Origin of the sequence: Erwinia wuhanensis (genome assembly GCF_030484085.1) — a bacterium.
Lineage (GTDB): Bacteria > Pseudomonadota > Gammaproteobacteria > Enterobacterales > Enterobacteriaceae > Erwinia > Erwinia aeris.
Window position 1 is genome coordinate 259,656 of the sequence record NZ_JAUJUH010000001.1, and the last position, 23,680, is coordinate 283,335.

A 23,680-nucleotide genomic window follows, 5' to 3' on the forward strand; every position below is an offset into this window, starting at 1 on the left:
ATTGTTATAGATATACCTTTCCTTATTATAAAATCGCATTAGGCCGATACGTTGTGCTCTGATAGCACAGCCCGTCGGCGCGCGGCGCCAAACTGGACGGATCAAACATGAAATTGCAGCAGCTGCGTTACATCGTTGAAGTGGTCAATCACAATCTGAACGTCTCTTCAACGGCTGAGGGGCTTTATACATCGCAACCCGGGATCAGTAAGCAAGTACGTATGCTGGAAGACGAGTTGGGTATCCAGATCTTTGCCCGCAGCGGCAAGCATCTGACGCAGGTCACGCCCGCAGGCCAGGAAATTATCCGTATCGCCCGCGAAGTGCTGTCAAAAGTCGAAGCCATCAAATCAGTCGCCGGGGAACATACCTGGCCGGATAAAGGCTCGCTGTATGTTGCTACAACGCACACGCAGGCCCGCTACGCGCTGCCCAACGTGATTAAAGGCTTTATCGAACGCTATCCTCGCGTTTCGCTGCATATGCATCAGGGCTCGCCTACGCAAATTGCAGAAGCGGTGTCTAAAGGCAACGCGGATTTTGCTATCGCTACCGAAGCGCTGCATCTTTATGACGATCTGGTTATGCTGCCTTGCTATCACTGGAATCGCGCCATCGTGGTGACGCCGGATCATCCGCTGGCAGGCAAAGAAAAAGTCTCTATCGAAGAGTTAGCCGAGTATCCGCTGGTTACCTATACCTTCGGCTTTACCGGACGTTCAGAGCTGGATACGGCGTTTAATCGGGCTGGCCTGACGCCGCGTATCGTTTTCACCGCGACGGATGCGGACGTGATTAAAACCTACGTACGTTTAGGATTGGGCGTGGGTGTCATCGCCAGCATGGCGGTCGATCCGGTCTCGGATCCGGATCTGGTCAGAATAGAAGCTACGGACGTCTTCAGCTTCAGCACCACCAAAATCGGCTTCCGCCGCAGCACCTTTTTGCGCAGTTACATGTATGATTTTATTCAGCGTTTCGCGCCGCACCTGACCCGTGACGTCGTCGATACGGCCGTGGGGCTGCGCTCGAACGAAGATATTGAAGCAATGTTTAAAGATATTAAATTACCCGCCAAATAATTTTCCGTCCCTGCATCCCTATTCAGAGCCGCGACGCGGCTCTGCGATAATCATTGGTCCTGCCTGTTACTGCAATTGATAAAATCTTTTTATTCTTTTTACGTAAATGCCGCCCCCATCACATGTTTTTCCAAAGTTATTCATTAAATGAGAAACAGTACACATTTTTCAGCGGGCATCTTTGCGCACCTCCAGGATGATTCTCATACTCTGGTTATCAAGGCGCAACAGGGCGCGAACGGCAAGGAGGTTTCAATAAATGCTGATTTATCAATGGTGCGAAAAAACAGCTATTGTCAGTAAATTTGGCTTAAAGGGTAATTTGTTAACGCGAGTTTGGTTAAGTACGATCAATAGATTTCATAAACTTTAATGAATACTATTAATCGTTCGGCGTAATAAAAATAGCTGGATTTCACGCCATAAAATGTTTAGGATTCCTCCTAATTTCTGATTGCTCAAAACAATCGTTTCAATGAGAGTGATTATCAAAAACTATGGCTAGCAGAATTTCTGTAGAAACCGACTTCGGTCACAAGGCTCTGAAGGTTCAGCGTAACAGCAATCTGAGACGTAAGGCCTGGTTAGCGGTATTCGCCGCATCGGCGCTGTTTTGGGGAGCTGTTGCAGTCGTGATTTGGCAGATATGGGGGTAGCGATGCACCTGCAGTATTCGGATCAAAAACCACAGCAAGCTGTTAAGTTGAAAAAAGTAGAGTGTAAAAGCAAAGCGAGAGAGAGCATCATCCCGGAAAGCTGGGGGCTGAGCGAAGTGCAACGTAACTTTATTGATTTTATGACGGATAAAACGAATAAAGCTTAAGCCTTACGCTTATATTCACTCTTTGTTTTAACCATGACAAATATAAATATTAACATTATTTAACGGACCAGCTATTTCTGGTCAGGGCACGCTGTCGGCCCAACGATGGGAAACCACAATGGCAACCCATTGATAAACGGTAAAACCTGCTCGCAAAGGCGTGAGGTTTTGAAGTAATACGTTTGGTCTTATAAGACCTGAGTGAGGGCAAAAATGAATTTAACTCAAATGACATGGTTCAGTGCCTGGACGTTTTCAGCCTTATTCTGGGCTAGCCTGCTCTGGCTGAGCATGGTCATGCATTAATAAAGCATATTTAAACAGATATTAACGACGCCTCGCTGAGCAATCAGCGGGGCGTTTTTCTTTTATGCTTCATCGATGTTATCAAAACGTTACGCCAACTTTGTACTATCTTTAAATCAAACCCTGCTTTTATTCAGGTTATGCGAAGATAAACGAAGGAGGAGTAATGTCGTCTACCCTACGTGAAATAACAAAAGACGCGCTGGAAGTTAAAGGTCAACGTTATCACTATTACAGCCTGGCCAAAGCCGCCGGGCAGCTTGGCGATCTCTCCCGTATGCCCAAATCCCTGAAAGTGCTGCTGGAAAACTTGCTGCGCTGGCAGGATGAAGATTCCGTTACCGATGAGGACATTCGCGCGCTGGCAGGCTGGCTGGCTCAGGCGCATGCCGACCGCGAGATCGCCTATCGGCCCGCCCGCGTGCTGATGCAGGACTTTACCGGCGTGCCCGCGGTGGTCGATCTGGCCGCTATGCGCGAAGCGGTGAAAAGACTGGGCGGGGACGTGGCTAAAGTGAATCCGCTTTCGCCAGTCGATCTGGTTATCGACCACTCGGTTACCGTTGACCGTTTCGGCGACGACGACGCCTTTGAAGAAAACGTGCGTCTGGAGATGGAGCGTAACCATGAGCGCTACGTCTTTTTGCGCTGGGGGCAGAAAGCCTTTAACCGTTTTAGCGTGGTGCCGCCGGGCACCGGGATTTGCCACCAGGTCAACCTGGAATATCTCGGCCAGGCGGTATGGCATGAAATGCAGGACGGTGAGGAAGTTGCCTATCCCGACACGCTTGTTGGCACGGACTCGCACACTACCATGATTAACGCGCTGGGCGTCTTGGGCTGGGGCGTGGGCGGTATCGAGGCGGAAGCCGCTATGCTGGGGCAGCCGGTGTCAATGCTTATCCCTGACGTGGTTGGCTTCAAGCTTAACGGTAAACTCAATCCTGGCATTACCGCCACGGATTTAGTGCTGACCGTGACCCAGATGCTGCGTAAACACGGCGTGGTAGGGAAATTCGTTGAATTCTATGGTGATGGCCTGGCTGACCTGCCGCTGGCGGATCGCGCTACCATCGCCAATATGGCGCCGGAATATGGCGCAACCTGCGGCTTTTTCCCCCTGGACGACGTCACGCTGGGCTATATGAAACTTACCGGCCGCAGCAGCGAACAGGTGGCGCTGGTGGAAGCCTACGCCAAAGCGCAGGGGCTGTGGCGTAATCCCGGCGATGAGCCGGTATTTACCAGTTCACTGGCGCTGGATATGGCTACCGTTGAAGCGAGCGTGGCCGGGCCGAAACGGCCGCAGGATCGCGTTTCGCTGGGCGAAGTGCCGCAGGCTTTCCAGGCCAGTAACGAGCTGGAAGTCAATCGGGCGCAGAAACAGCACCAGTCGGTCAGCTATCGCGACAGCGCCACGGGCAAGGAGCATCAGCTGGAAGATGGCGCAGTAGTGATTTCAGCCATTACTTCCTGCACCAATACCTCCAATGCCAGTATCCTGATGGCGGCGGGCCTGCTGGCGAAAAACGCGGTAATGCTTGGCCTGGACCGCAAGCCGTGGGTAAAAGCGTCGCTGGCGCCGGGATCCAAAGTGGTTTCCGACTATCTGGCGGCGGCGCGACTGACGCCTTATCTGGACAAGCTGGGCTTTAACCTTGTTGGCTACGGCTGTACTACCTGTATCGGTAACTCCGGCCCGCTGCCTGACGCTATCGAGAGCGCGATTAAAAAAGGCGACCTGACGGTTGGCGCGGTGCTTTCCGGCAACCGCAACTTTGAAGGCCGAATCCATCCTTATGTCAAAACCAACTGGCTTGCTTCGCCGCCGTTGGTGGTGGCCTATGCGCTGGCCGGCAATATGAATGTTAATCTGGAAACGGATCCGCTTGGTACTGACAAGACCGGCAAGCCGGTATATCTGAAAGATATCTGGCCGTCACCAGAAGCGATTGCGGAAGCGGTACAGCTGGTTTCCACCGATATGTTCCATAAAGAGTACGCGGAAGTGTTTGAAGGCACGCCGGACTGGCAGGCCATCAGCGTTAGCGAAGCGGCCACCTACGACTGGGACGAAGGATCTACCTATATTCGCCTTTCACCGTTCTTTGATGATATGGAAAAAGAGCCGAAGCCGGTTGTTGATATCAAGGGCGCCAGGATCCTCGCGATGCTGGGCGACTCGGTCACTACCGACCATATTTCGCCTGCCGGCAGTATCAAAGCGGAAAGCCCGGCCGGGCGCTATCTGCTTGCTCATGGCGTCGAGCGGGGCGATTTTAACTCTTACGGCTCGCGACGCGGCAACCATGAAGTGATGATGCGCGGTACCTTTGCCAACATTCGCATCCGCAACGAAATGGTGCCGGGCGTGGAAGGCGGCATGACGCGTTTCGTGCCCGGCGACGAGCAGCTGGCGATCTACGATGCGGCGATGAAATATCAGCAGCAGGGGACGCCGCTGGCGGTGATCGCCGGGAAAGAATATGGCTCCGGCTCCAGCCGCGACTGGGCGGCTAAAGGCCCGCGCCTGCTGGGGGTGCGCGTGGTCATCGCCGAATCTTTTGAGCGTATCCACCGTTCAAATCTGATTGGGATGGGCATACTGCCGCTGGAGTTCCCGGAAGGCGTAACGCGTAAAACGCTGGGGCTGACCGGTGACGAGCAGATCGACGTGGAAAACCTGAGCCAGCTGAAGCCCGGCGGCACGGTGAAAGTCACGCTGACCCGTGCGGACGGCAGTCAGGAAACGCTGCAAACGCGCTGCCGTATCGATACCGGCAATGAGCTGACCTACTACCGCAACGACGGCATCCTGCACTACGTTATACGTAACATGCTGGTCGAGAGCTAAAATAAAAATGCCCCTGATAAGGGGCATTTTTTTGCGCGGAAGGGGGAAAGCGCCGCGCGGAAAAACAAAACGGGACGCTGTCGGCCCCGTATCCGTTACTCTTTTGGCAAGAGATGACCCATCTTCTCGGCTTTGGTATCAAGGTAGTGCGCGTTTTCAGGGTTACGCCCGACAATCAGCGGCACGCGCTCGATGATATTAATCCCCGCCTCGCTAAGGATCTCGACCTTACGCGGATTGTTGGTCAGCAAACGCACTTCATTAACGCCCAGCAGCTTAAACATGTCCGCGCAAAGGGTAAAATCGCGCTCGTCGGCCGCAAAGCCAAGCTGGTGGTTAGCCTCAACGGTATCGTAGCCTTTATCCTGCAGGGCATAGGCGCGGATTTTATTCAGCAGACCGATATTGCGGCCTTCCTGACGGTGATAAAGCAGAACGCCGCGGCCTTCTTCCGCGATATGGTTCAGCGCCGCCTCCAGCTGGAAACCGCAGTCGCAGCGCAGGCTGAACAGAGCATCGCCCGTCAGGCACTCGGAATGCACGCGCGCCAGCACCGCCTCGCTGTTCGTTATATCGCCATAAACCAGCGCCACATGATCGTGACCGGTTGCCAGTTCTTCAAAACCAACCATGAGGAAATCTCCCCACGGCGTGGGCAGTTTGGCTTCTGCTACCCGTTTAAGCTGCATGTGACTCTCCAGATACATCAGGGGCTGCGCTAACCTTTGCGCCGACCATTCATAATAGCTATTTTGCCACAATCGGGCGTCGGGCGGTTAACCTCTTCGAGCGATTGTTTTAATACCGCACAATTATCGCCATCTCAATCAATATGTTATTATTTTTTATCACGTTGTCATCAGAAATAAATCAATGCCTTACTGAATCGCCGGGGAAAGCCATGTTTGAGATCGCCAAACGCACCACGCTGGGTGCTCTGTTGCTGTTGATTATGCCATTCGGCGTGCTGCTGTCCGGCTGGCGCTGGCAGCCGGTGGAAACAGGGTGGGGCCATCAGCTGCTGTTCTGGCTGACCGAAACCGTGACCAGTCCCTGGGGAACCTTAACCAGCGTGATCCTCTGCGCGTGGTTCCTGTGGTGCCTGCGCTATCGTCTTAAGTCGGCAATTATTCTGTTGCTGATCGTGGTGTCGGCAATCCTGCTCGGGCAGTACACCAAAACGTTTATTAAAGATCAGGTACGCGAGCCGCGCCCTTATGTGCTGTGGCTGGAGCAAAACCACGGGCTTGATGAAAAATACTTTTACGAGCAAACCCGCAAGCAGCGCAGCGTAATGGTGCGGGAAGCGATTGCGGAAGATCCTCGCCTGCCTGACTGGCTGAAGGCGCACTGGGAATTTGAAACCGGCTATGCTTTCCCTTCTGGTCATACCATGTTTGCAGCCAGCTGGGCGCTGCTGGCGGTAGGGCTGTTATGGCCTCGCCGCCGTATCGTCACGCTGTGCGTGCTGGTGGCCTGGGCGATTGGCGTGATGGCAAGCCGTCTGGTGCTGGGAATGCACTGGCCGCGCGACCTGATTACCTCAACGCTTATCAGCTGGGTGCTGGTCACGCTGGCGACCTGGCTGGTGCAGCGCTACAGCGGGCCGCTCACCGTTCCGCCGGCGGAAGAGCAGGAAATAAGCGAACGCGACGAGGCGTGATTGTGTTCGCGCCGTTTGCCCCCATAACCTGAGGATTGGGCAGGCATTTCATGCGCCCTGCGCGCATCAGGCAAGCAACAGGGCTAATTTTTTGGCATAATTCATCTGGTTATCACCAGACTATGGGACGGACTGTGAAATACTTGCTGATTTTTTTACTGGTTTTAGTGATTTTCATTATCTCTATTACGCTTGGCGCGCATAACGATCAGGTGGTTACCTTTAACTATCTGCTGGCGCAGGGCGAATATCGCGTTTCGACGCTGCTGGCTACGCTGTTCGCTGCGGGTTTTTTAATCGGCTGGGCGATTTGCGGTCTGTTCTGGCTCCGTCTGCGCGTGGCGCTGGCTAATTCTCAGCGTAAACTGAAACGTCTCCAGCAGAAGCTGGGGCAGGCAGAAGAAGCGGCGGCTCAGCCAGCCGTGCCTGCCGTTAAGGAATAATCCCCTATGTTGGAACTGCTGTTTCTGTTGCTGCCTGTTGCCGCTGCCTATGGTTGGTATATGGGGCGCAGGAGCGCGCAGCAGGATAAGCAACAGGAAGCGAGCCGCCTGTCGCGCGATTACGTCGCCGGCGTCAATTTCCTGCTGTCCAATCAGCAGGATAAAGCGGTCGATCTCTTTCTGGATATGCTGAAGGAAGACAGCGGCACGGTAGAGGCGCATCTGACGTTGGGTAACCTGTTTCGCTCGCGAGGCGAGGTTGACCGGGCTATCCGCATTCATCAGGCCCTGATGGAAAGCGCTTCGCTGACCTACGATCAGCGCCTGCTGGCCGTGCAGCAGCTGGGCCGCGACTATATGGCCGCGGGTTTTTACGATCGGGCGGAAGAAATGTTCAGCCAGCTGACCGATGAGACGGACTTCCGCGTCGGCGCGCTGCAGCAGCTGCTGCTTATTCATCAGGCGACCAGCGACTGGCCAAAAGCCATCGAGGTGGCCGAACGGCTGGTAAAGCTGGGCAAAGAAAAGCAGCGTATGGAAATTGCGCATTTCTACTGCGAGCTGGCGCTCCAGGCGATGGGCAGCGACGATCTGGATCGCGCTATGGGCCTGCTGAAAAAAGGCGAATCTGCCGACAGGCAGAGCGCCCGCGTCTCGATCATGATGGGGCGTATCCACATGGCGAAAGGCGACTATGCAAAAGCGGTTGGGTTTTTACAGCGCGTGATAGAACAGGATAAAGAGCTGGTCAGTGAAACGCTGGCGATGCTGGAAACCTGCTATCAACAGCTGCAACAGCCCAACGCCTGGGCCGAGTATCTGAAGCGCTGCGTTGAGGAAAATACCGGCGCGGCGGCCGAGCTTTACCTCTCTGACGTCATTGAAAAAGACGAGGGCGGCGAAGTGGCGCAGATCTATATTAATCGCCAGCTGCAGCGCCATCCTACCATGCGCGTTTTCCATCGTCTGATGGATTACCACCTGCATGAAGCGGAAGACGGTAGGGCAAAAGAGAGCCTGATGGTGCTGCGGGATATGGTCGGCGAACAGATCCGCACCAAGCCGCGCTACCGCTGCCACAAGTGCGGCTTTACCGCCCATGCGCTTTACTGGCACTGTCCTTCCTGTCGCGCCTGGTCCTCGGTTAAACCTATCCGCGGCCTGGACGGGCAATAAACCGGCCAGCGGCTCCTGTTGTGGAGCGCTGGCTTTTTTAACAGGTGAAAAATAGTTACAACATACTAATGAGTAAACTTCATATCAGGGTTTCAGCAGCAATGAGAGCCGCATGGTCTGGCAGGCGAAAAGGGAAAACTTGCCGCTAAACTGTGAATTTAACGACGTCGCAGGTAGAATGCTTGCCGTTTATCTCCTGCACCCTGCGGTGCGCTATTTCAGAGGGTTTCAACATGCAATCATCTCACGGCTCCCGGATCCTGGTGGCGCTGGACTACGCTAATCACGCCAGCGCCATGGCCTTTGTTGACCGTATCGATCCGCGCAGCTGCCGCCTGAAAGTCGGCAAAGAGATGTTTACGCTGTTTGGCCCCCAGCTGGTGCGGGATTTACAGCAGCGCGGCTTTGAGGTGTTTCTGGACCTGAAATTCCATGACATCCCCAATACCACCGCACATGCCGTTGCGGCGGCGGCCGATCTGGGCGTCTGGATGGTTAACGTCCACGCCAGCGGCGGCGCGCGGATGATGACGGCCGCTCGTGAGGCGCTAAAGCCCTTTGGTAAAGACGCGCCGTTGCTGATCGCCGTGACCGTACTGACCAGTATGGAAGCGGAGGATCTGCGCGGGATTGGCATCGAGCTTTCGCCAGCGGAGCATGCTGAAAGGCTGGCGCGGCTCACGCAGCAGTGCGGCCTGGACGGGGTGGTATGCTCAGCGCAGGAAGCGGCGCGCTTCAAACAGACGCTGGGCAGCGATTTTAAATTGGTCACGCCGGGCATTCGTCCTGCGGGCAGCGAGGCGGGCGATCAGCGGCGCATTATGACTCCGCAGCAGGCGCTACAGGCCGGGGTGGATTATATGGTAATTGGTCGTCCCGTCACCCAGGCCGCTGACCCGGCAGCCGCGTTGAAGAACATCATCGCATCACTTCAGGAGGCATAATGGGCGATAACAACAGCCGTCTGGTCTATTCCACCGAAACCGGACGCATCGATGAACCCAAAGCGGCGGTACAGCGGCCAAAAGGTGACGGCATCGTGCGCATACAGCGGCAAACCAGCGGCCGTAAAGGCAAGGGCGTATGCCTGGTCACGGGCGTCGATCTGCCGGATGCCGAGCTGGAAAAGCTGGCGGCCGAGCTGAAGAAAAAATGCGGCTGCGGCGGATCGGTTAAAGAGGGCGTGATTGAAATTCAGGGCGACAAGCGCGATCTGCTGAAAACGCTGCTGGAAGCTAAAGGACTGAAAGTGAAGCTGGCGGGCGGCTGAAGCAAAAAGGCCGCGTTTTGTCGCGGCCTTGTGCTTTCTTTGCTTAACGGTCAGCCGTTAACGGCTGATCTGATGACCGATGATCCCGCCCACAGCGGCACCGCCGACGGTGCCCAGACCGCTGCCGTTAGAAAGAATAGACCCGCCGATAGCACCCGCGCCCGCGCCGATAGCGGTATTGCGATCGCGTTTCGACCAGTTTGAGCATCCGCTTAAGGAAAGCACCAGAGTGGCGGCCAGCAGGCCAGCGGTAATACGTTTAATTGTTACTGACATAGTCACTTCTCCATCATTGCTGCTGCAGGAATAACGCTATAAGTATAGAGGTTTACCTTGCCTTTTGGCCCGGATACGCCCGTTTCTTAGCGATTTATCTCACGTAAATAAAACATTGCCATCATATATCACGTCGTTCTTACCGTACTCGTGAAGCAACACTTACACATTTGTTAAGTTTCAGACTTATTTCTGTAAAGGTATTGCTGGCACGTATTCTAAGCATAGACGATCGTCTTCACAGGTAAAAAATCTTAATTTCCCACGCTTTTTACCGTCACCCAGCTAATTTCTGCCACGCATCCAGCGATTGCCTCCATACCCTGATGGCTGGCCAGCGGGGACAATGTAGAAAAAAGTGGGAGAAACCAAATGCTGGAAGAACTGAAACAACAGGTGTTGGAAGCCAATCTGGCGCTGCCTCGCCACGGTCTGGTGGTGTTCACCTGGGGTAACGTAAGCGCGGTCGATCGTGAGCAGGGCCTGATAGTGATTAAACCTTCCGGGGTCAGCTATGAGGCGATGAAACGCGAAGATATGGTCGTGGTCGATCTGCACAGCGGCGAGGTGCGGGAAGGCAATATGCGGCCTTCTTCCGATACCGACACGCACCGCGCGCTCTATCTGGCCTGGCCTGAGGTAGGCAGCATTGTCCATACGCATTCCCGCCATGCCACCATTTGGGCGCAGGCGGGCAGAGAGATCCCCGCCTGGGGCACTACCCACGCCGATGATTTTTACGGCGCCATCCCCTGTAGTCGCCAAATGACGCCGGAAGAAATCGGCTCCCGCTATGAGTGGGAAACGGGGCAGGTGATTATCGAAACTTTCCGTGAAAAAGATCTGGATCCGCTGGCTGTGCCGGCCGTTCTGGTCAATTCCCACGGCCCGTTTTGCTGGGGAAAAACGCCGGAAAAAGCCGTGCATTCGGCGGTCGTGCTGGAAGAAGTCGCCTATATGGGCATTTACAGCCAGCTGTTAACGCCGTCGCTGCCCGCCATTCAGCAGCCGCTGCTGGACTGCCATTATTTACGCAAGCACGGCAGCAATGCCTGGTATGGTCAGATAAAATAATTTAATCAGAAATCATAACGTTATTTCCTTCCACCGGTCTTTGCGGTAAAAACCGTCAGTTATTAGCACCTCGCTGGCTTTCAGGCCGGCGGGGTGAAAATAATTTACCTTTAAAATCAAACGAAAGTACAGCCGTCTCGCACTCTGCATTACGCTTGGAGCGCGCTTAAGCGCACCCATAAACAGAGGATGAGAATATGACCGTAATTAATCAGACCACCTGCCGGCTGTTTAGCGAAGCTGGACAAACCACTCAGCTTTCCGCCTACTACGAAGAAGGACGACGCACGTTATGGATGATGCTACGCGCGCAGCCGCGCCCCAGCTTTAACCATGAGCTTATCGAAGAGATAATGAACCTTAGCTATGCCGCGCAGCGTTCCGGCTTGCCCATCGACTTTTGGGTAACCGGCTCGCTGGTGCCGACGATGTTTAATGCGGGCGGCGACCTCGGATTTTTTGTGGAATGCATTAAAAACGGGCGTCGTGAAGCGCTGCGGGCCTACGCGCGCGCCTGCGTGGACTGCATTCATGCGGCGGCGCGCGGGTTTGATACCGGCGCGGTGACCATCGCCATGATCGAGGGCAGCGCGCTGGGCGGCGGCTTTGAGGCCGCGCTGGCGCACCACTTTATCCTGGCGCAGGACACGGCGCGCATGGGCTTCCCGGAAATTGCGTTCAACCTGTTTCCGGGCATGGGCGGCTATTCGCTGGTGGCCCGGCGTTCGGGCATGAAGCTGGCGGAAGAGCTGATCTGCGAAGGAGAGTCGCATTCGGCGGAATGGTTCGAAACGCGAGGGTTGGTCGATCGGCTGTTCCAGCCGGGCGAGGGCTACCAGACTACCCGCACCTTTATCGACACGATGAAACCGAAACTCAACGGCGTCAGAGCGATGTTAAAGGCGCGTCAGCGAGTATTGCAGCTGACGCGGGCAGAGCTGATGGATATCACCGAAGATTGGGTGGAATTCGCCTTTTCTATCGAACCCAAGGATATAGCCTATATGGAAAGGCTGGTACAGCTGCAGAACCGCCACAGCGCGCAGGTTATGCGTAAAGCGGGTTAAGCACCGGCGTAACGTTTTGCCAGCCATTGCTCCAGCGCGTCTGCGGGCATAGGCCTGGCATATAAAAATCCCTGGCGAGCGTCCACACCGCTCGCCATTATAAATGTCTCTTCCTCTGTCGTTTCGATACCTTCCGCGATAACCTGCAAATTCAACGCCTTCGCGACCGCGACAATCGCCCGCACCAGCGATTGTGAAACCGGCTGACTGTTAACGCCGCGAATAAAGCTTTGATCCAGCTTGATGGCGTTAATCGGCACGCGCGCCAGCTGCGAAAGGGAGGAGTAACCGGTGCCGAAATCGTCCAGATGCACTTCCGCTCCCAGCGCCTGGAACTGATTCATCAGCGTCAACGCCTGCTGCTCGTTTTCAATCAGGCAGCTTTCGGTCAGCTCAATATCCAGCGGGCAGCTCGCCAGGTTCGCTTTGCCCAGCGCGCGCTTCAGATCGATATAGATGCTTTCATCAAGCAGCTGGCGCGGCGAGACGTTAACGGCCACGCGCAGGTTGATGCCTTTTTTGCGCCAGGCCAGGATCTGTTCAAGCGCGGTCAGCATGACCCAGCGGCCCAGCGGCACGATCAGCCCCGACTCTTCGGCATAGGAGATAAAGTCCGCCGGTGAAACCAGCCCGCGTTCCGGCGACACCCAGCGTACCAGCGCCTCTACGCTATGCACTTCACCGGCCCGATCCAGCTTGGGCTGATAGTGGATAATCAGCTGATCCTGCTCCAGCGCCTTGCGAAGATTGGTATCCAGCCAGAGATATTCAAATACCCGCTGATTCATTTCAGCCGCAAAAATGCAGTACTTGCCGCGCCCGTTCTCTTTTGCCGTATACATGGCCGTATCCGCATTGCGGATCAGGCTCTCGCGATCTTCGCCATGCTGCGGACTCAGCGCGATGCCGATAGAGCAGCCGGAATAGACTTCAATCAGCCCGATGCGGAAGGGCTGTCTGAGCCTGTCGAGAATGCGCGTAGCCATCGCTTCCAGCTCTTGCTGCGTCGCGCCGACCGCCAGCACCAGGAATTCGTCGCCGCCCAGGCGCGCCAGCGTCTGGTTCTTTGCCAGGCAGCTTAAGATAGCCAGCGACACCGCTTTTAACAGCTGATCGCCGAACATATGGCCATAGGCGTCGTTAACCTTCTTGAAATTATCCAGGTCGAGATAGACGATACCGATCTGCTGCTGCACCTCTTCCGCCAGCGCTTCTGCGATAGCGTTATTGATCGCATTACGATTGGGCAGGCCAGTAATGCCGTCGGTGTTCGCCAGTACCCGCAGACGCTCCTGCGCCCGTCGCTCTTCGGTAATATCGGTGCCGGAGCAGATCAGGAAGATTTCATTTTTCCCGCTGCCGCTGTGGACAAACTTGTTTCGGAAAAGAAACAAACGCTGTCCCTGACGGGTTTTCACCCATCTTTCCACTTCGTAAGAGTTGCCGTCGCGGAAAAAACCGCTGATGTTGCGACGTGACGAAGCCGCCTCCTGGCGGGTCATAAATAGTTGGAAGACGTTGCGGCCGATAACTTCCTGCTCTTTCAGCCCGGTATACTCCTCGCTTTTGCGGTTAAAGCGCTGAATATTGCCGCGCTGGTCCAGGATAACGATCACCGAGTTGGCTTCCGACACCACCTGTTCGGCAAACGAAAGGCCCAGCGCCAGATCGCGCGCCACGCTTGCGGTATCGCCCCAGGCGGAGGCGCTGCCCGCCCATTCGGTCTGGTTAACGCGGCGGCCAACCAGATGCATGGAAAGCGGCTCGCCATACAGCGACACCGTCAGGTTCACGCTGGAGGTGATCACGGTCATCGCGCGCAGCAGGCTCGCCTGCGTAGGCGTTAAGGGGATAACGACGTGCGTATCGGCCGATTCATCCTCTGCAAATAAAAGCGCATCGCTGTCGGACTTTAAACGCCAATGAGGGCTGTTAGTACCAAACCAGGTATAAAGTAGTGATTGCCCTTGCTCATCGGTCATCAGATTTCTCCCTGGAGGATGCAATACAGGCTGTATCTTCTTATTTTAGCAACAGTATTCGGCAAACAGGATAATCACAAGCGCAATGTTTAAGATATTTTTTATGTCGGAAATTAACTATGGCGAAAAAAGCCCCGACCGCGCGATCGGGGCGGAGATCAGCAGGGACATTTTCCGACTTTTCCCGCCACGGAAGGAAAGCGGGCTTCCAGGCAGTAGCGGTGAAACTCTTTCTCCGTCATGGCCTTATTAGCGGGATGATGCTGCTGCATATGTCGCAGGTAGGTTTGATAGTCCTGAACGCCAACCATCAGGCGAAAACACTGCGCCAGCCGCGACATTAACAAACGTAACGTTAGTGATTCTTTTAATACCGTTGTGGCTAAAGGTCGACAGCGGATCACCTGAAGCCGGTTTCTTGCAGGTCGGGAAAAAATCGCTCTAGCCATGACGCGCCTCGCTTCGCAGGGAAATATCGGCTTCGTGCACCGTCGGACTTTGACTGTTTAATGCGCGACGAATGACGAAAAAAGCCGCGATAAGCATGGTAACGGCAACCAGCATAAAAAAGGCGCAGAGCGCGGCGTTGATCTGATTGCTGAACACGATAGTCTGCATATCCGCTACAGTTTTGGCTGGCGCGATAATCATGCCGTCCTCAATGCCTTTAGAAAACTTTCTGGCCTGAGCAAGAAGGCCAATGGCCGGTTTTTCGTGGAAAATCTTCTGCCAGCCTGCATACATTGAGGTGATAAAAAGCCACGCCGTCGGCAGGATGGTCACCCAGGCGTAACGCTGTTTTTTCATCTTAAACAGGACAACGGTGCCGAGGATCAGCGCCATTGAGGCCAGCATCTGATTACCGATGCCGAACAGCGGCCACAGCGTGTTGATGCCGCCAAGCGGATCGACCACGCCCTGATAGACAAAGAACCCCCAGCCCGCTACCGCCACGGTGGTGCCCGCCATATTGCCCAGCCAGGAACGGTTGTTCGCCAGCGACGGCACCACGGTGCCCACCAGATCCTGCACCATAAACCGGCAGGCGCGGGTGCCCGCATCCACGGCGGTCAGAATAAACAGCGCCTCAAACAGAATGGCAAAGTGATACCAGAACGCCATCATGGCGCGGCTGTTAAACACTTCGGTAATGATATGCGCCATGCCTACGGCAAAAGTAGGCGCGCCGCCGGCACGAGAAAGGATAGTGCCTTCGCCAACATCTCTGGCGATGCCGCTCAGCATTTCCGGCGTCACCACAAAGCCCCAGCCGTTAATAGCCTGCGAGGCGGATTCTACCGTAGTGCCGATTAGTGCGGCAGGCGAGTTCATGGCGAAATAGACGCCAGGCTCAATGACCGAAGCGCAGATCAGCGCCATAATCGCGACAAACGATTCCATCAGCATCGCGCCGTAGCCAATCATGCGGATATGGCTCTCACGTTCAATCAGCTTGGGCGTGGTGCCGCTGGAGACCAGCGCGTGAAAGCCGGAGATAGCGCCGCAGGCGATAGTGATAAACAGGAAAGGAAACAGGCTGCCGGCGAACACCGGGCCGCTGCCGTCAATAAAACGCGTCACGGCGGGCATTTTCATCTCCGGCATGGCAAACAAAATGCCGATAGCCAGACCAACAATCACGCCGATTTTCAGGAAGGTGGAAAGGTAATCGCGCGGCGCCAGCAGCAGCCACACCGGCAGCACGGAAGCGACAAAACCGTAAATAACTAACACCCAGGTCAGCGTAGTGCCTTTGAGGGTAAAAAACGGCCCCCAAAACTCGTGTTGCGCAATGTTGCCGCCGTAGATAATTGCCGCCATCATCAGCACAAAACCAATCAGCGATACTTCTGCGATTTTTCCCGGACGCAGAAAGCGCATATAAATCCCCATAAACAGGGCAATAGGGATGGTGGCCGCGATAGTAAACAATCCCCAGGGGCTGTTGGCCAGCGCTTTGACCACCACCAGCGCCAGCGCGGAAAGAATAATGATCATTACGCCCAGCGCGCCCAGCATGGTTACAACGCCCGCGAACGCGCCCAGCTCCTGTTTCGCCATTTCGCCCAGCGAGCGGCCGTCGCGGCGGGTGGAGATAAACAGGATCAGGAAATCCTGTACCGCACCCGCAAGCATTACGCCGATCAGGATCCACAGCGTGCCGGGCAAAAAGCCCATTTGCGCCGCCAGAATCGGGCCGACCAGCGGGCCGGCGCCGGCGATAGCGGCAAAATGGTGGCCGAACAGTACCCATTTATTGGTGGGCACGTAGTCCAGCCCGTCGTTGAGCCTTTCGGCGGGAGTGAGCCGACGGTCGTCCAGTTCGAACACGTTTTTGGCGATAAAGCGGCTGTAGAACCGCCATGCGATGCTGTAGCAGGCCACGGCGGCCACCACCAGCCAGAGCGCGTTAACCTGTTCACCGCGGCTGAGCGCCAGCATGGCGAAGGCGATCGCGCCGACTATCGCCACGCCGGCCCAGACAATGGCCGATTTTACCTTGATCATCACAATACTCCTTGTTATCTCCCAGCGAGATAACGCTAAAGTAATGTTGATATTTTGTTAGTGAAAGCAGGGGGAATAAGAAGTGTGAGGCAAGAGGTTTTTTTCTCCGCGCGACCTCAGAGAGCAAGGGCGACAGAAGCAGGCGGGACAGGGCGTCCCGCCTGACAGAGCATCAGGCTGCCGGACGAGCCACGATGCTGCGGGTTTCCATCCGCACTTCTGCGATGGTCACTTCGATCAGATCGGTCACGCGATAAACCACTTCGCCTTTGATCTGCACCGTGCCGCTTTCCTGGCTGCATACCATCTCATCACGTACCGCGTGAATAAACGGCGCAGGGATAAAGGCAACGGCGCCGTTAGCGGTCAGGCGCACGCGCATGCCGCCGCGAGACACATCGATAATCTCCGCCGCAAAGCGCTCGTCGGTGCCCGCCGCTTTCTGCAGGAAACGGGAATAGAGCCAGTCGCCCACGTCACGCTCTGCCATACGGTTCAGGCGGCGGCGCTCGCTCATCTTCACGGTAATCTCATCCTGCGGACGGGAAGCCGCTTCGCCTTTGATCATCGCTTTCAGCAGGCGATGGTTGATCATATCGCCGTACTTACGAATAGGCGACGTCCAGGTCGCATAGGCTTCCAGTCCCAGCCCGAAGTGCGGGCCAGGCTCGATGCCGATTTCGGCGAACGACTGGAAACGACGGATGCGGCTGTCCAGGAACTGGGTCGGCTGCGCGTCCAGTTCGCGACGCAGCACGCGGAAACCTTCCAGCGTGGCGATAGCCTGCGGATCGACCTTCACGCCGTGGTTTTCCAGCACGCTGGCGGCCTGCTCGGCGTTCACCAGGTCAAAACCGAGGTGAATGTTGTAGATCCCGAAGCCCAGCTTCTCGCGCAGCACGGTGGCAGCGCAGATGTTGGCGGTGATCATCGCTTCTTCCACGATGCGGTTAGCGATGCGGCGATGTTCAGCAACGATATCCAGCACTTCGCCTTTTTCGCCCAGCAGGAAGCGGAAGTCAGGGCGATCTTTAAACACCAGCGCGTGGGTTTTACGCCACTCGCCGCGCGCCAGGCACAGCTTGTGCAGCAGACGGATCTGGGTAGCGATCGCGTCGTTTTCCGGCTGCCAGTCGCCGCTGTTTTCCAGCCAGTCGGAAACCTGGTCGTAAACCAGCTTGGCTTTGGATTCAATCCAGGCCGCGAAGAAGTGGATATCTTCGCCCAGCGTGCCGTCGGCCGCTACCGTTACGCGGCAGGCAAGCACCGGACGGCGCTCGTTGGGACGCAGCGAGCAGACGTCATCGGAAAGCTGGCGCGGCAGCATCGGAATGTTAAAGCCCGGCAGGTAGTTGGTGAACGCGCGCTCGGCGGCAATAGCATCCAGCTCGCTGTTCGCCGCCACGTAAGCGGTCGGATCGGCGATAGCGATAGTCAGGCGCAGCTGGCCTTCCGGTAATGCTTCTACGTACAGCGCATCGTCCATATCTTCCGTGCTGGCGCTGTCGATGGTAACAAAATCCAGCGCGGTCAGATCTTCGCGCTCAAGCTGCTCGTCAAGCATCTCGCCAGCCACGGCTTCCGGCGCTTCGCGCTCCAGATTGTGGCGGGAAAGCGTCACCCACCACGGCGCCAGATGGTCGTCAGCGGTGGTGATAAAAGCGGTCAGCTCGGCGTAGAAAGTGCGATCGCCTTTCAGCGGATGGCGCTTCATCTCGGCCACGGCCCAGTCGCCAGCCTGGAATTCATGATTCAGGTTGCGGTCGGGACGGCACTGAATAGCGTCTTTGAGCAGTGGATGATCGGGCACGATAGAAAGGCGATCGTCTTTCTTCTGCACGCGGCCGACAAAACGCGTCAGGAAAGGCTCAACAAGTTTTTCCGGATCGGCGACTTCACGATCCTTATCGGTTTGCAGCACGGCAACAATGCGGTCACCGTGCATCACTTTTTTCATGAACGGCGGCGGAATGAAATAGCTTTTCTGGGCATCAACTTCCAGAAAGCCGAAGCCTTTTTCGGTGCCTTTTACCACCCCTTCAACACGCGGCGTCTGGGAGTGGAGTTTCTCTTTGAGCTGCGCGAGCAGCGGGTTATCCTGGAACATAATCTCAACGTTTTCGTGGCCTAAGAGCGGCAGACAGTTTTACGCGATTAACCGCCCCGCGGCAAGTAAAAAGCCCGGAAAATCGCGGGCTTTGCGAGGCTGTGCGCTGAATTGCCGCGCTTTTTTTGGCACGGGCTGGCGGCGGCAAAAGGGCGGAAGAATTTTCCAGCCGCGAATGCCTGTCGCCAGCCGTAAGAAATAAAAAAGCCGGGAAAATCCCGGCCTGGTGTTAGCGCATTGTGACTCAGGCGATACGCAAGCCTGGCTTCACTTCGGACAGGGTGATTTTCACCGGCACCGATTTAGACGTTGGCGTGCCGCTGCCGTCGCCAAAGCTGGAAAGCGGCACCAGCGGGTTGGTTTCCGGATAGTAGGCCGCCAGGTTGCCTTTTGGAATGTTGTAAGGCACCAGCTTGAACTCGCTGACTTTACGGGTGATCCCGTCGTTCCACAGCGTTTCGATATCCACCTTGTCGCCCGCCGCAAAGCCCAGACGCGCCATATCTTCCGGATGGATAAACAGCACTTCGCGCTGGCCATACACGCCACGGTAGCGGTCATCAAGGCCGTAAATCGTGGTGTTGTACTGGTCGTGCGAGCGCAGCGTTTGCAGCGTAAACGGCACTTCCACATCCAGCTGCGGGAACAGCGAGTCCGGCAGGCTGGCGGCGCTGAACTGCGCTTTATTGTTCAGCGTATTGAAACGGAACTCTGCCGCGGCGTTGCCCAGATAGAAACCGCCCTTGATATCGCACTTAGCGTTGAAATCCGTAAAGCCCGGAATGGTAGCGGCGATATGGTCGCGGATCAGATTGTAATCCGCTGCCAGGCCCAGCCAGTCCACTTTTTCCGAACCCAGCACGGCGTGCGCGATACCGGCAACGATCGCCGTTTCGGAACGCTGCGTCTCGGCGATAGGCTTGCCCACGCCTTCAGAGGCGTGAACCATGCTGAAGGAGTCTTCCACGGTGATAAACTGCGGGCCGGTCGCCTGGATATCCTGCTCGGTACGCCCCAGCGTCGGCAGGATCAGCGCGTCAACGGCACCAGGACACAGGTGGCTGCGGTTCAGCTTGGTGCTGATCTGCACGGTCAGGCCGCAGCGACGCAGCGCCTCTTCGGTGCGCGGGCTGTCCGGCGCGGCGGCGGCCAGGTTGCCGCCCAGCGCGATCAGCACTTTGATCTCGTCACGCAGCATCGCTTCCAGCGCTTCAACCGTGTTGTGACCGATTTCGCGCGGTGGCTCAAAGCCAAAGTGTTTGCCCAGGCTGTCGAGGAAGGCCTGAGAAGGCTTCTCGTCAATGCCCATGGTGCGGTTGCCCTGCACGTTGCTGTGGCCGCGAACCGGGCAAAGGCCTGCGCCTTTTTTGCCCAGCTGGCCAAACAGCAGCTGCAGGTTAACGATCTCGCGCACCGTATCCACAGAATGCTTGTGCTGCGTGATGCCCATCGCCCAGGTACAGATCACGCGCTCGGCGCTCTGGTAGATAGCGGCCGCTTCACGGATCTGCTGTTCGGTCAGGCCGGACTGCTGAACGATATGCGACCATTCCGTCGCCTCGACGGCAGCCAGGTAAGCTTCCATGCCTTCGGTTTTGGCATTGATAAAGACTTCATCAAACAGGCCAGGTTCGCCAGCAGCCAGACGGGCATAATGCGTTTCCGCCAGCGCTTTCACCATGCCGCGCACCGCTGCCATATCACCGCCGAGGTTCGGCTGATAATAGGTAGAGCTGATGGTGCCCGCTTTACTGGTTACCACTTCCAGCGGCTTCTGCGGATCCGCAAAGCGCTCCAGGCCACGTTCGCGCAGCGTGTTGAAGGTCACGATTTTTGCACCGTGATCGGCGGCGTGACGCAGGCTGTGCAGCATACGCGGGTGGTTGGTGCCGGGGTTCTGGCCGAAAACAAAAATAGCGTCCGCATGATCGAAATCATCCAGGCGAATAGTGCCTTTGCCCACGCCGATGCTGCGCTTCAGGCCGGTGCCGCTGGCCTCGTGGCACATATTTGAGCAGTCCGGGAAGTTATTGCTGCCGTTCATACGGCCAAACAGCTGATAAAGCCAGGAGGCTTCGTTGCTGGCGCGGCCAGAGGTGTAAAGCTCCATCTGGTCAGGATTGTCCATCGCCTTGATATGGCGGGCGATCAGGGCAAACGCGTCGTCCCAGCTGATGGGCTCGTAATGGTCGGTTTCACGATTGTAGCGTAGCGGCTCGGTCAGGCGACCCTGATATTCCAGGAAGTAGTCGCTCTGCTTATAGAGGGCGGAAACGCTGTGTTGAGCAAAGAAGCTGGCGTCGATAAAGCGGCGCGTCGCTTCCCAGGTCACGGCCTTGGCGCCGTTTTCACAAAAGCTGAAGGTGCTTTTGTTATCGTCGCCCCAGGCGCAGCCGGGACAGTCAAAGCCTTTGGCTTTGTTCATGCGCATCAGGTTGCGCATATTTTTCAGAACTTGTTTGCTGTCAAAAACGAAACGGGTTGTCGCTTCCAGTGATCCCCAGCCGCCCGCCGCCGCCTGGTAGGGTTTTATTGCAGTTTTAAATTTCATAGTGCTTCGCAGGTGGTTACAATGTTTTTGTCTTGTTAAGAAGTTATTACTTCTTTTATCGGCACAGTCTGTGACTTCTTAACAAAATTGTCTAATTGATTGCTTTAATCATGCGATAGGTGGGGTTTATCGCTAAAGCGTGAGACATATCAAAGAATCATACGGAAGCATATGCATTTCTCCGCGTCCCGTCTTGCGCTGGATCATACTCAGGCTTTCAGCCGGAAAGACGAGGGGCCTGTGAAAGAATTTGCCAGTAAAATTCATGCTTTCGGCAAAGCGCTGATGATGCCGATCTCCGTTATCGCCGCCGCCGGTATCTTTCTGGGCGTGGCGGCCGCGCTGCAAAACCCGGCGATAACCGGCGATGCGTTTGCCAGCCTGCACGTTCCACAGCTGATTATTGGCTTTATCCGCAAGGTGGCGGGCGCGCTGTTTGCCAATCTGCCGCTCTTTTTTGCCGTTGCCAGCGCGATTGGCCTGGCGAAAGCGGAAAAGCCGACCGCCGCCTTTGCTGCCGTTATCGGCTTTATCGCCATGCATGTCGGCGTCAGCGCCACGCTTGCGGCGCAGGGATTGACGGCGGCTACGACCACGCCGGAAGCGCTGCAGGCGAAAGGCATGGAGCAAACGGCCGCCATGATGACCTCGGCGGAATATATCCCGATGCTGGGTATCTTTACCTATAACATGAGCGTGCTGGGCGGCGTTATTGCCGGTTTGCTGACCGCGACCATTCATAACCGCTTCTATACCACGCAGCTGCCTACCGCTATCAGCTTCTTCGGCGGGCGACGTTTTGTGCCGATCGTGACCGTGCTGGTGCTGCCGCTGGTGGGCGTGCTGCTGGCGGCGATCTGGCCCACTATCGGCGCCGGTATCGCCTGGGTTGGCGAGCTAATCGGCAAAAGCGGGCAGTATGGGGCTTTCTTATATGGCACCAGCGAACGCCTGCTTATCCCTACCGGCCTGCATCATATCCTTAACGAAACGGTGCGCTTCACGCCTATTGGTGGCGTCGCTACCGTGGATAATCAGACCATCGTGGGCGCGCTGAATATCTTTAATACCGCGCTGACCCATCCCGGCTCCGTACCGGATGACATTATCAGAAACGCCACGCAGTTCCTGGCGCAGGGAAAAATCCCGGTGATGATGTTTGGCCTGCCGGCGGCCGCGCTGGCGATCTATCACTGTGCGAGGCCGGAGCACAAGCAGCGGGTCAAAGCGCTGATGCTGGCGGGCGCGCTCACTTCGTTTACGACCGGCATCACCGAGCCGCTGGAATTCTGCTTTATCTTTGTTTCGCCCATTCTTTATCTGCTGCACGCGCTCCTTAGCGGCCTGTCTTTTATGCTGATGTCGATGCTGCACCTGATGATCGGCAATATTCAGGGCGGCGCTATCGATCTCGTGGTGTTTGGTATTCTTGGCGGCAGCAAAACTCAATGGTGGTGGACGCTGGTGCTTGGCGCCATCTACGTGCCGGTTTACTACTACGGTTTTCGCTTTGTTATCCTGCGTATGCGGGTAGAAACGCCGGGCAGGGAAGCGGAAGAGACGGAGCCGGAAAGCAAAACGGTCGCGGCCGATCAGCGTATTCGGGTGATCATTAGCGGACTGGGCGGCGAAGGCAATATAGAGGACGTCGATTGCTGCTTTACCCGACTGCGGGTGCGGGTAAAAGAGATGAAAGAGGTCGTCGATCAAACGCTGATGACCACGGGCGCCAACGGCATCAACCGCGTCAGCGACCACGATATCCAGGTCATTTACGGGCCGCAGGTTGAAAAAATCGCCAGCGAGGTGAAAGCTGCCCTGGGCGTGGCCTGACTGCTGCCGTCCCTGGCAGGCCGCATTTACAGAACGTTCGCCGTGTCAGGCTTTCCGGGCGAGGGCGGCGGCGACCAGGCCATCCAGCCATGCCTGATGGCCGTTAATCATCGGGTTTGGCGTGGTTTTCGCCAGTGCTTTAGCCGGATGGCCGTTCTGGGTTTCCTGGGTCAGGATACGTACGCGTCCGCCGGCCAAATCTTCCAGCAGCCAGGCATGATGCACATCCAGCCGCGTTTCGCCTTCGCCGGACCAGCCATGCCACGCCACGCGCGCCGGTTCGCCGGTGGATGGCGCTACGCATTCAGTTACCTGCGCCTCGACAGGAAAACCAAAAGTCGTGAAGTAGAAACGCACCTCCTGCGCCAGCTGCGGACCTTTACCGTGACAGAAACGAATATCAGCAACATTTTCATAATAGGTTGGCCACAGCGCTGGGGTATTCAACAGCGGCCAGACTTCCGCCGTGGACAGACCTGCCACAATAACCTCGTTCGAGGCGAAGTTATCACAAAAACCCGGAATATAGCCTTCAGGCCAGATAATAGCGTTCATTAGTCACCCATAAAAACAGAGCACAGCGCCAGTCGCTGTTGGTAAAGCGAGTATGCGGAGAGTGCTGATATAAGGCTAATCAGGGTTTGTTATTACTGATATCATGAAGA

20 protein-coding genes are annotated in these 23,680 nt (G+C 56.1%); 12 read left to right on the forward strand and 8 right to left on the reverse strand.

What is annotated here, in order from left to right; genetic code table 11:
• Positions 1-107 precede the first annotated feature (107 nt).
• The 4 genes from cysB (at position 108) to acnA (ending at position 5,065) form a co-directional block, all read left to right on the forward strand.
• On the forward strand, positions 108-1,082 hold the full coding sequence (gene cysB / locus QZH36_RS01225; RefSeq protein WP_253453834.1) for an HTH-type transcriptional regulator CysB: 975 nt from the start codon (positions 108-110) through the stop codon (positions 1,080-1,082).
• Between the two features lie 497 nt (positions 1,083-1,579).
• A complete protein-coding gene (locus QZH36_RS01230; protein ID WP_125287712.1) occupies positions 1,580-1,738 on the forward strand; it encodes a YmiA family putative membrane protein in 159 nt (52 codons plus the stop codon).
• A gap of 2 nt (positions 1,739-1,740) precedes the next feature.
• Positions 1,741-1,905, forward strand: coding sequence for a YciX family protein (locus QZH36_RS01235; protein WP_253453836.1), 165 nt, complete (start codon positions 1,741-1,743; stop codon positions 1,903-1,905).
• 472 nt (positions 1,906-2,377) lie between these two features.
• Positions 2,378-5,065: an aconitate hydratase AcnA gene (gene acnA, locus QZH36_RS01240; protein WP_253453837.1), complete on the forward strand. Its 2,688-nt coding sequence runs from the start codon at positions 2,378-2,380 to the stop codon at positions 5,063-5,065.
• 95 nt (positions 5,066-5,160) lie between these two features.
• Here the strand turns inward: acnA and ribA are convergent, their stop codons facing one another.
• Positions 5,161-5,754, reverse strand: a complete 594-nt coding sequence (gene ribA, locus QZH36_RS01245) for a GTP cyclohydrolase II (protein ID WP_125287710.1) — start codon at positions 5,752-5,754, stop codon at positions 5,161-5,163.
• Positions 5,755-5,966: 212 nt separating this feature from the next.
• On the opposite strand from ribA, the gene pgpB reads away from it, so the two are divergent.
• From pgpB to yciH, 5 genes are all read left to right on the forward strand, one after another.
• Positions 5,967-6,728 carry a phosphatidylglycerophosphatase B gene (gene pgpB / locus QZH36_RS01250; RefSeq protein ID WP_253453839.1) on the forward strand — a complete coding sequence of 254 codons (762 nt, stop codon included), beginning with the start codon at positions 5,967-5,969 and terminating at the stop codon, positions 6,726-6,728.
• Positions 6,729-6,862: 134 nt separating this feature from the next.
• Complete coding sequence (locus tag QZH36_RS01255) at positions 6,863-7,171, forward strand: LapA family protein (RefSeq protein WP_253453841.1); 309 nt, start codon at positions 6,863-6,865, stop codon at positions 7,169-7,171.
• A gap of 6 nt (positions 7,172-7,177) precedes the next feature.
• Entirely contained in the window at positions 7,178-8,347 is a 1,170-nt protein-coding gene (gene lapB, locus QZH36_RS01260) for a lipopolysaccharide assembly protein LapB (protein WP_253453843.1), read from the forward strand.
• Positions 8,348-8,529: 182 nt separating this feature from the next.
• Positions 8,530-9,291, forward strand: coding sequence for an orotidine-5'-phosphate decarboxylase (gene pyrF, locus QZH36_RS01265; RefSeq protein WP_394148070.1), 762 nt, complete (start codon positions 8,530-8,532; stop codon positions 9,289-9,291).
• Positions 9,291-9,617, forward strand: coding sequence for a stress response translation initiation inhibitor YciH (yciH, locus tag QZH36_RS01270; RefSeq protein ID WP_301729482.1), 327 nt, complete (start codon positions 9,291-9,293; stop codon positions 9,615-9,617). Before pyrF ends, yciH begins: the two co-directional genes overlap by 1 nt.
• Before the next feature lie 57 nt (positions 9,618-9,674).
• Here yciH and osmB read toward each other — a convergent pair whose 3' ends face one another.
• Positions 9,675-9,893 carry an osmotically-inducible lipoprotein OsmB gene (gene osmB / locus QZH36_RS01275; RefSeq protein WP_125287704.1) on the reverse strand — a complete coding sequence of 73 codons (219 nt, stop codon included), beginning with the start codon at positions 9,891-9,893 and terminating at the stop codon, positions 9,675-9,677.
• Between the two features lie 372 nt (positions 9,894-10,265).
• Here osmB and QZH36_RS01280 point away from each other — a divergent pair, with 372 nt between their 5' ends.
• Positions 10,266-10,967 (forward strand): L-ribulose-5-phosphate 4-epimerase, encoded by a 702-nt coding sequence (locus QZH36_RS01280; protein ID WP_253453849.1) that lies wholly within the window; start codon positions 10,266-10,268, stop codon positions 10,965-10,967.
• 197 nt (positions 10,968-11,164) lie between these two features.
• Positions 11,165-12,034 (forward strand): crotonase/enoyl-CoA hydratase family protein, encoded by an 870-nt coding sequence (locus QZH36_RS01285; RefSeq protein ID WP_253453851.1) that lies wholly within the window; start codon positions 11,165-11,167, stop codon positions 12,032-12,034.
• Here the strand turns inward: QZH36_RS01285 and pdeR are convergent.
• From pdeR to QZH36_RS01310, 5 genes are all read right to left on the reverse strand, one after another.
• Positions 12,031-14,016 (reverse strand): cyclic di-GMP phosphodiesterase, encoded by a 1,986-nt coding sequence (pdeR, locus tag QZH36_RS01290; RefSeq protein WP_253453853.1) that lies wholly within the window; start codon positions 14,014-14,016, stop codon positions 12,031-12,033. The genes QZH36_RS01285 and pdeR overlap by 4 nt on opposite strands.
• A 158-nt stretch (positions 14,017-14,174) precedes the next feature.
• On the reverse strand, positions 14,175-14,465 hold the full coding sequence (locus QZH36_RS01295; RefSeq protein ID WP_253453855.1) for a YbdD/YjiX family protein: 291 nt from the start codon (positions 14,463-14,465) through the stop codon (positions 14,175-14,177).
• Complete coding sequence (locus tag QZH36_RS01300) at positions 14,458-16,524, reverse strand: carbon starvation CstA family protein (protein WP_301729483.1); 2,067 nt, start codon at positions 16,522-16,524, stop codon at positions 14,458-14,460. The genes QZH36_RS01295 and QZH36_RS01300 overlap by 8 nt, the downstream gene beginning before the upstream one ends.
• Before the next feature lie 172 nt (positions 16,525-16,696).
• A complete protein-coding gene (locus QZH36_RS01305; protein ID WP_301251650.1) occupies positions 16,697-18,631 on the reverse strand; it encodes an exoribonuclease II in 1,935 nt (644 codons plus the stop codon).
• A gap of 244 nt (positions 18,632-18,875) precedes the next feature.
• Positions 18,876-21,182: an FdhF/YdeP family oxidoreductase gene (locus QZH36_RS01310; RefSeq protein ID WP_253453861.1), complete on the reverse strand. Its 2,307-nt coding sequence runs from the start codon at positions 21,180-21,182 to the stop codon at positions 18,876-18,878.
• 285 nt (positions 21,183-21,467) lie between these two features.
• Here QZH36_RS01310 and QZH36_RS01315 point away from each other — a divergent pair, with 285 nt between their 5' ends.
• Positions 21,468-23,015, forward strand: a complete 1,548-nt coding sequence (locus QZH36_RS01315; protein WP_369894825.1) for a PTS transporter subunit EIIC — start codon at positions 21,468-21,470, stop codon at positions 23,013-23,015.
• Between the two features lie 45 nt (positions 23,016-23,060).
• Here the strand turns inward: QZH36_RS01315 and QZH36_RS01320 are convergent, their stop codons facing one another.
• Positions 23,061-23,570: an SRPBCC family protein gene (locus QZH36_RS01320; protein WP_253453863.1), complete on the reverse strand. Its 510-nt coding sequence runs from the start codon at positions 23,568-23,570 to the stop codon at positions 23,061-23,063.
• Between the last annotated feature and the right edge of the window lie 110 nt (positions 23,571-23,680).

Excerpts from the sequence above, each read along its gene's own strand:
- ribA (WP_125287710.1), bottom strand. The coding sequence starts at position 5,754 with ATGCAGCTTAAACGGGTAGCAGAAGCCAAACTGCCCACGCCGTGGGGA.
- cysB (WP_253453834.1), top strand. The coding sequence starts at position 108 with ATGAAATTGCAGCAGCTGCGTTACATCGTTGAAGTGGTCAATCACAAT.
- pgpB (WP_253453839.1), top strand. The coding sequence starts at position 5,967 with ATGTTTGAGATCGCCAAACGCACCACGCTGGGTGCTCTGTTGCTGTTG.
- QZH36_RS01305 (WP_301251650.1), bottom strand. The coding sequence starts at position 18,631 with ATGTTCCAGGATAACCCGCTGCTCGCGCAGCTCAAAGAGAAACTCCAC.
- QZH36_RS01310 (WP_253453861.1), bottom strand. The coding sequence starts at position 21,182 with ATGAAATTTAAAACTGCAATAAAACCCTACCAGGCGGCGGCGGGCGGC.
- osmB (WP_125287704.1), bottom strand. The coding sequence starts at position 9,893 with ATGTCAGTAACAATTAAACGTATTACCGCTGGCCTGCTGGCCGCCACT.
- QZH36_RS01295 (WP_253453855.1), bottom strand. The coding sequence starts at position 14,465 with ATGGCTAGAGCGATTTTTTCCCGACCTGCAAGAAACCGGCTTCAGGTG.
- QZH36_RS01280 (WP_253453849.1), top strand. The coding sequence starts at position 10,266 with ATGCTGGAAGAACTGAAACAACAGGTGTTGGAAGCCAATCTGGCGCTG.
- QZH36_RS01315 (WP_369894825.1), top strand. The coding sequence starts at position 21,468 with ATGATGCCGATCTCCGTTATCGCCGCCGCCGGTATCTTTCTGGGCGTG.
- pdeR (WP_253453853.1), bottom strand. The coding sequence starts at position 14,016 with ATGACCGATGAGCAAGGGCAATCACTACTTTATACCTGGTTTGGTACT.
- lapB (WP_253453843.1), top strand. The coding sequence starts at position 7,178 with ATGTTGGAACTGCTGTTTCTGTTGCTGCCTGTTGCCGCTGCCTATGGT.
- QZH36_RS01320 (WP_253453863.1), bottom strand. The coding sequence starts at position 23,570 with ATGAACGCTATTATCTGGCCTGAAGGCTATATTCCGGGTTTTTGTGAT.
- QZH36_RS01300 (WP_301729483.1), bottom strand. The coding sequence starts at position 16,524 with ATGATCAAGGTAAAATCGGCCATTGTCTGGGCCGGCGTGGCGATAGTC.
- acnA (WP_253453837.1), top strand. The coding sequence starts at position 2,378 with ATGTCGTCTACCCTACGTGAAATAACAAAAGACGCGCTGGAAGTTAAA.
- QZH36_RS01285 (WP_253453851.1), top strand. The coding sequence starts at position 11,165 with ATGACCGTAATTAATCAGACCACCTGCCGGCTGTTTAGCGAAGCTGGA.
- QZH36_RS01235 (WP_253453836.1), top strand. The coding sequence starts at position 1,741 with ATGCACCTGCAGTATTCGGATCAAAAACCACAGCAAGCTGTTAAGTTG.
- yciH (WP_301729482.1), top strand. The coding sequence starts at position 9,291 with ATGGGCGATAACAACAGCCGTCTGGTCTATTCCACCGAAACCGGACGC.
- QZH36_RS01230 (WP_125287712.1), top strand. The coding sequence starts at position 1,580 with ATGGCTAGCAGAATTTCTGTAGAAACCGACTTCGGTCACAAGGCTCTG.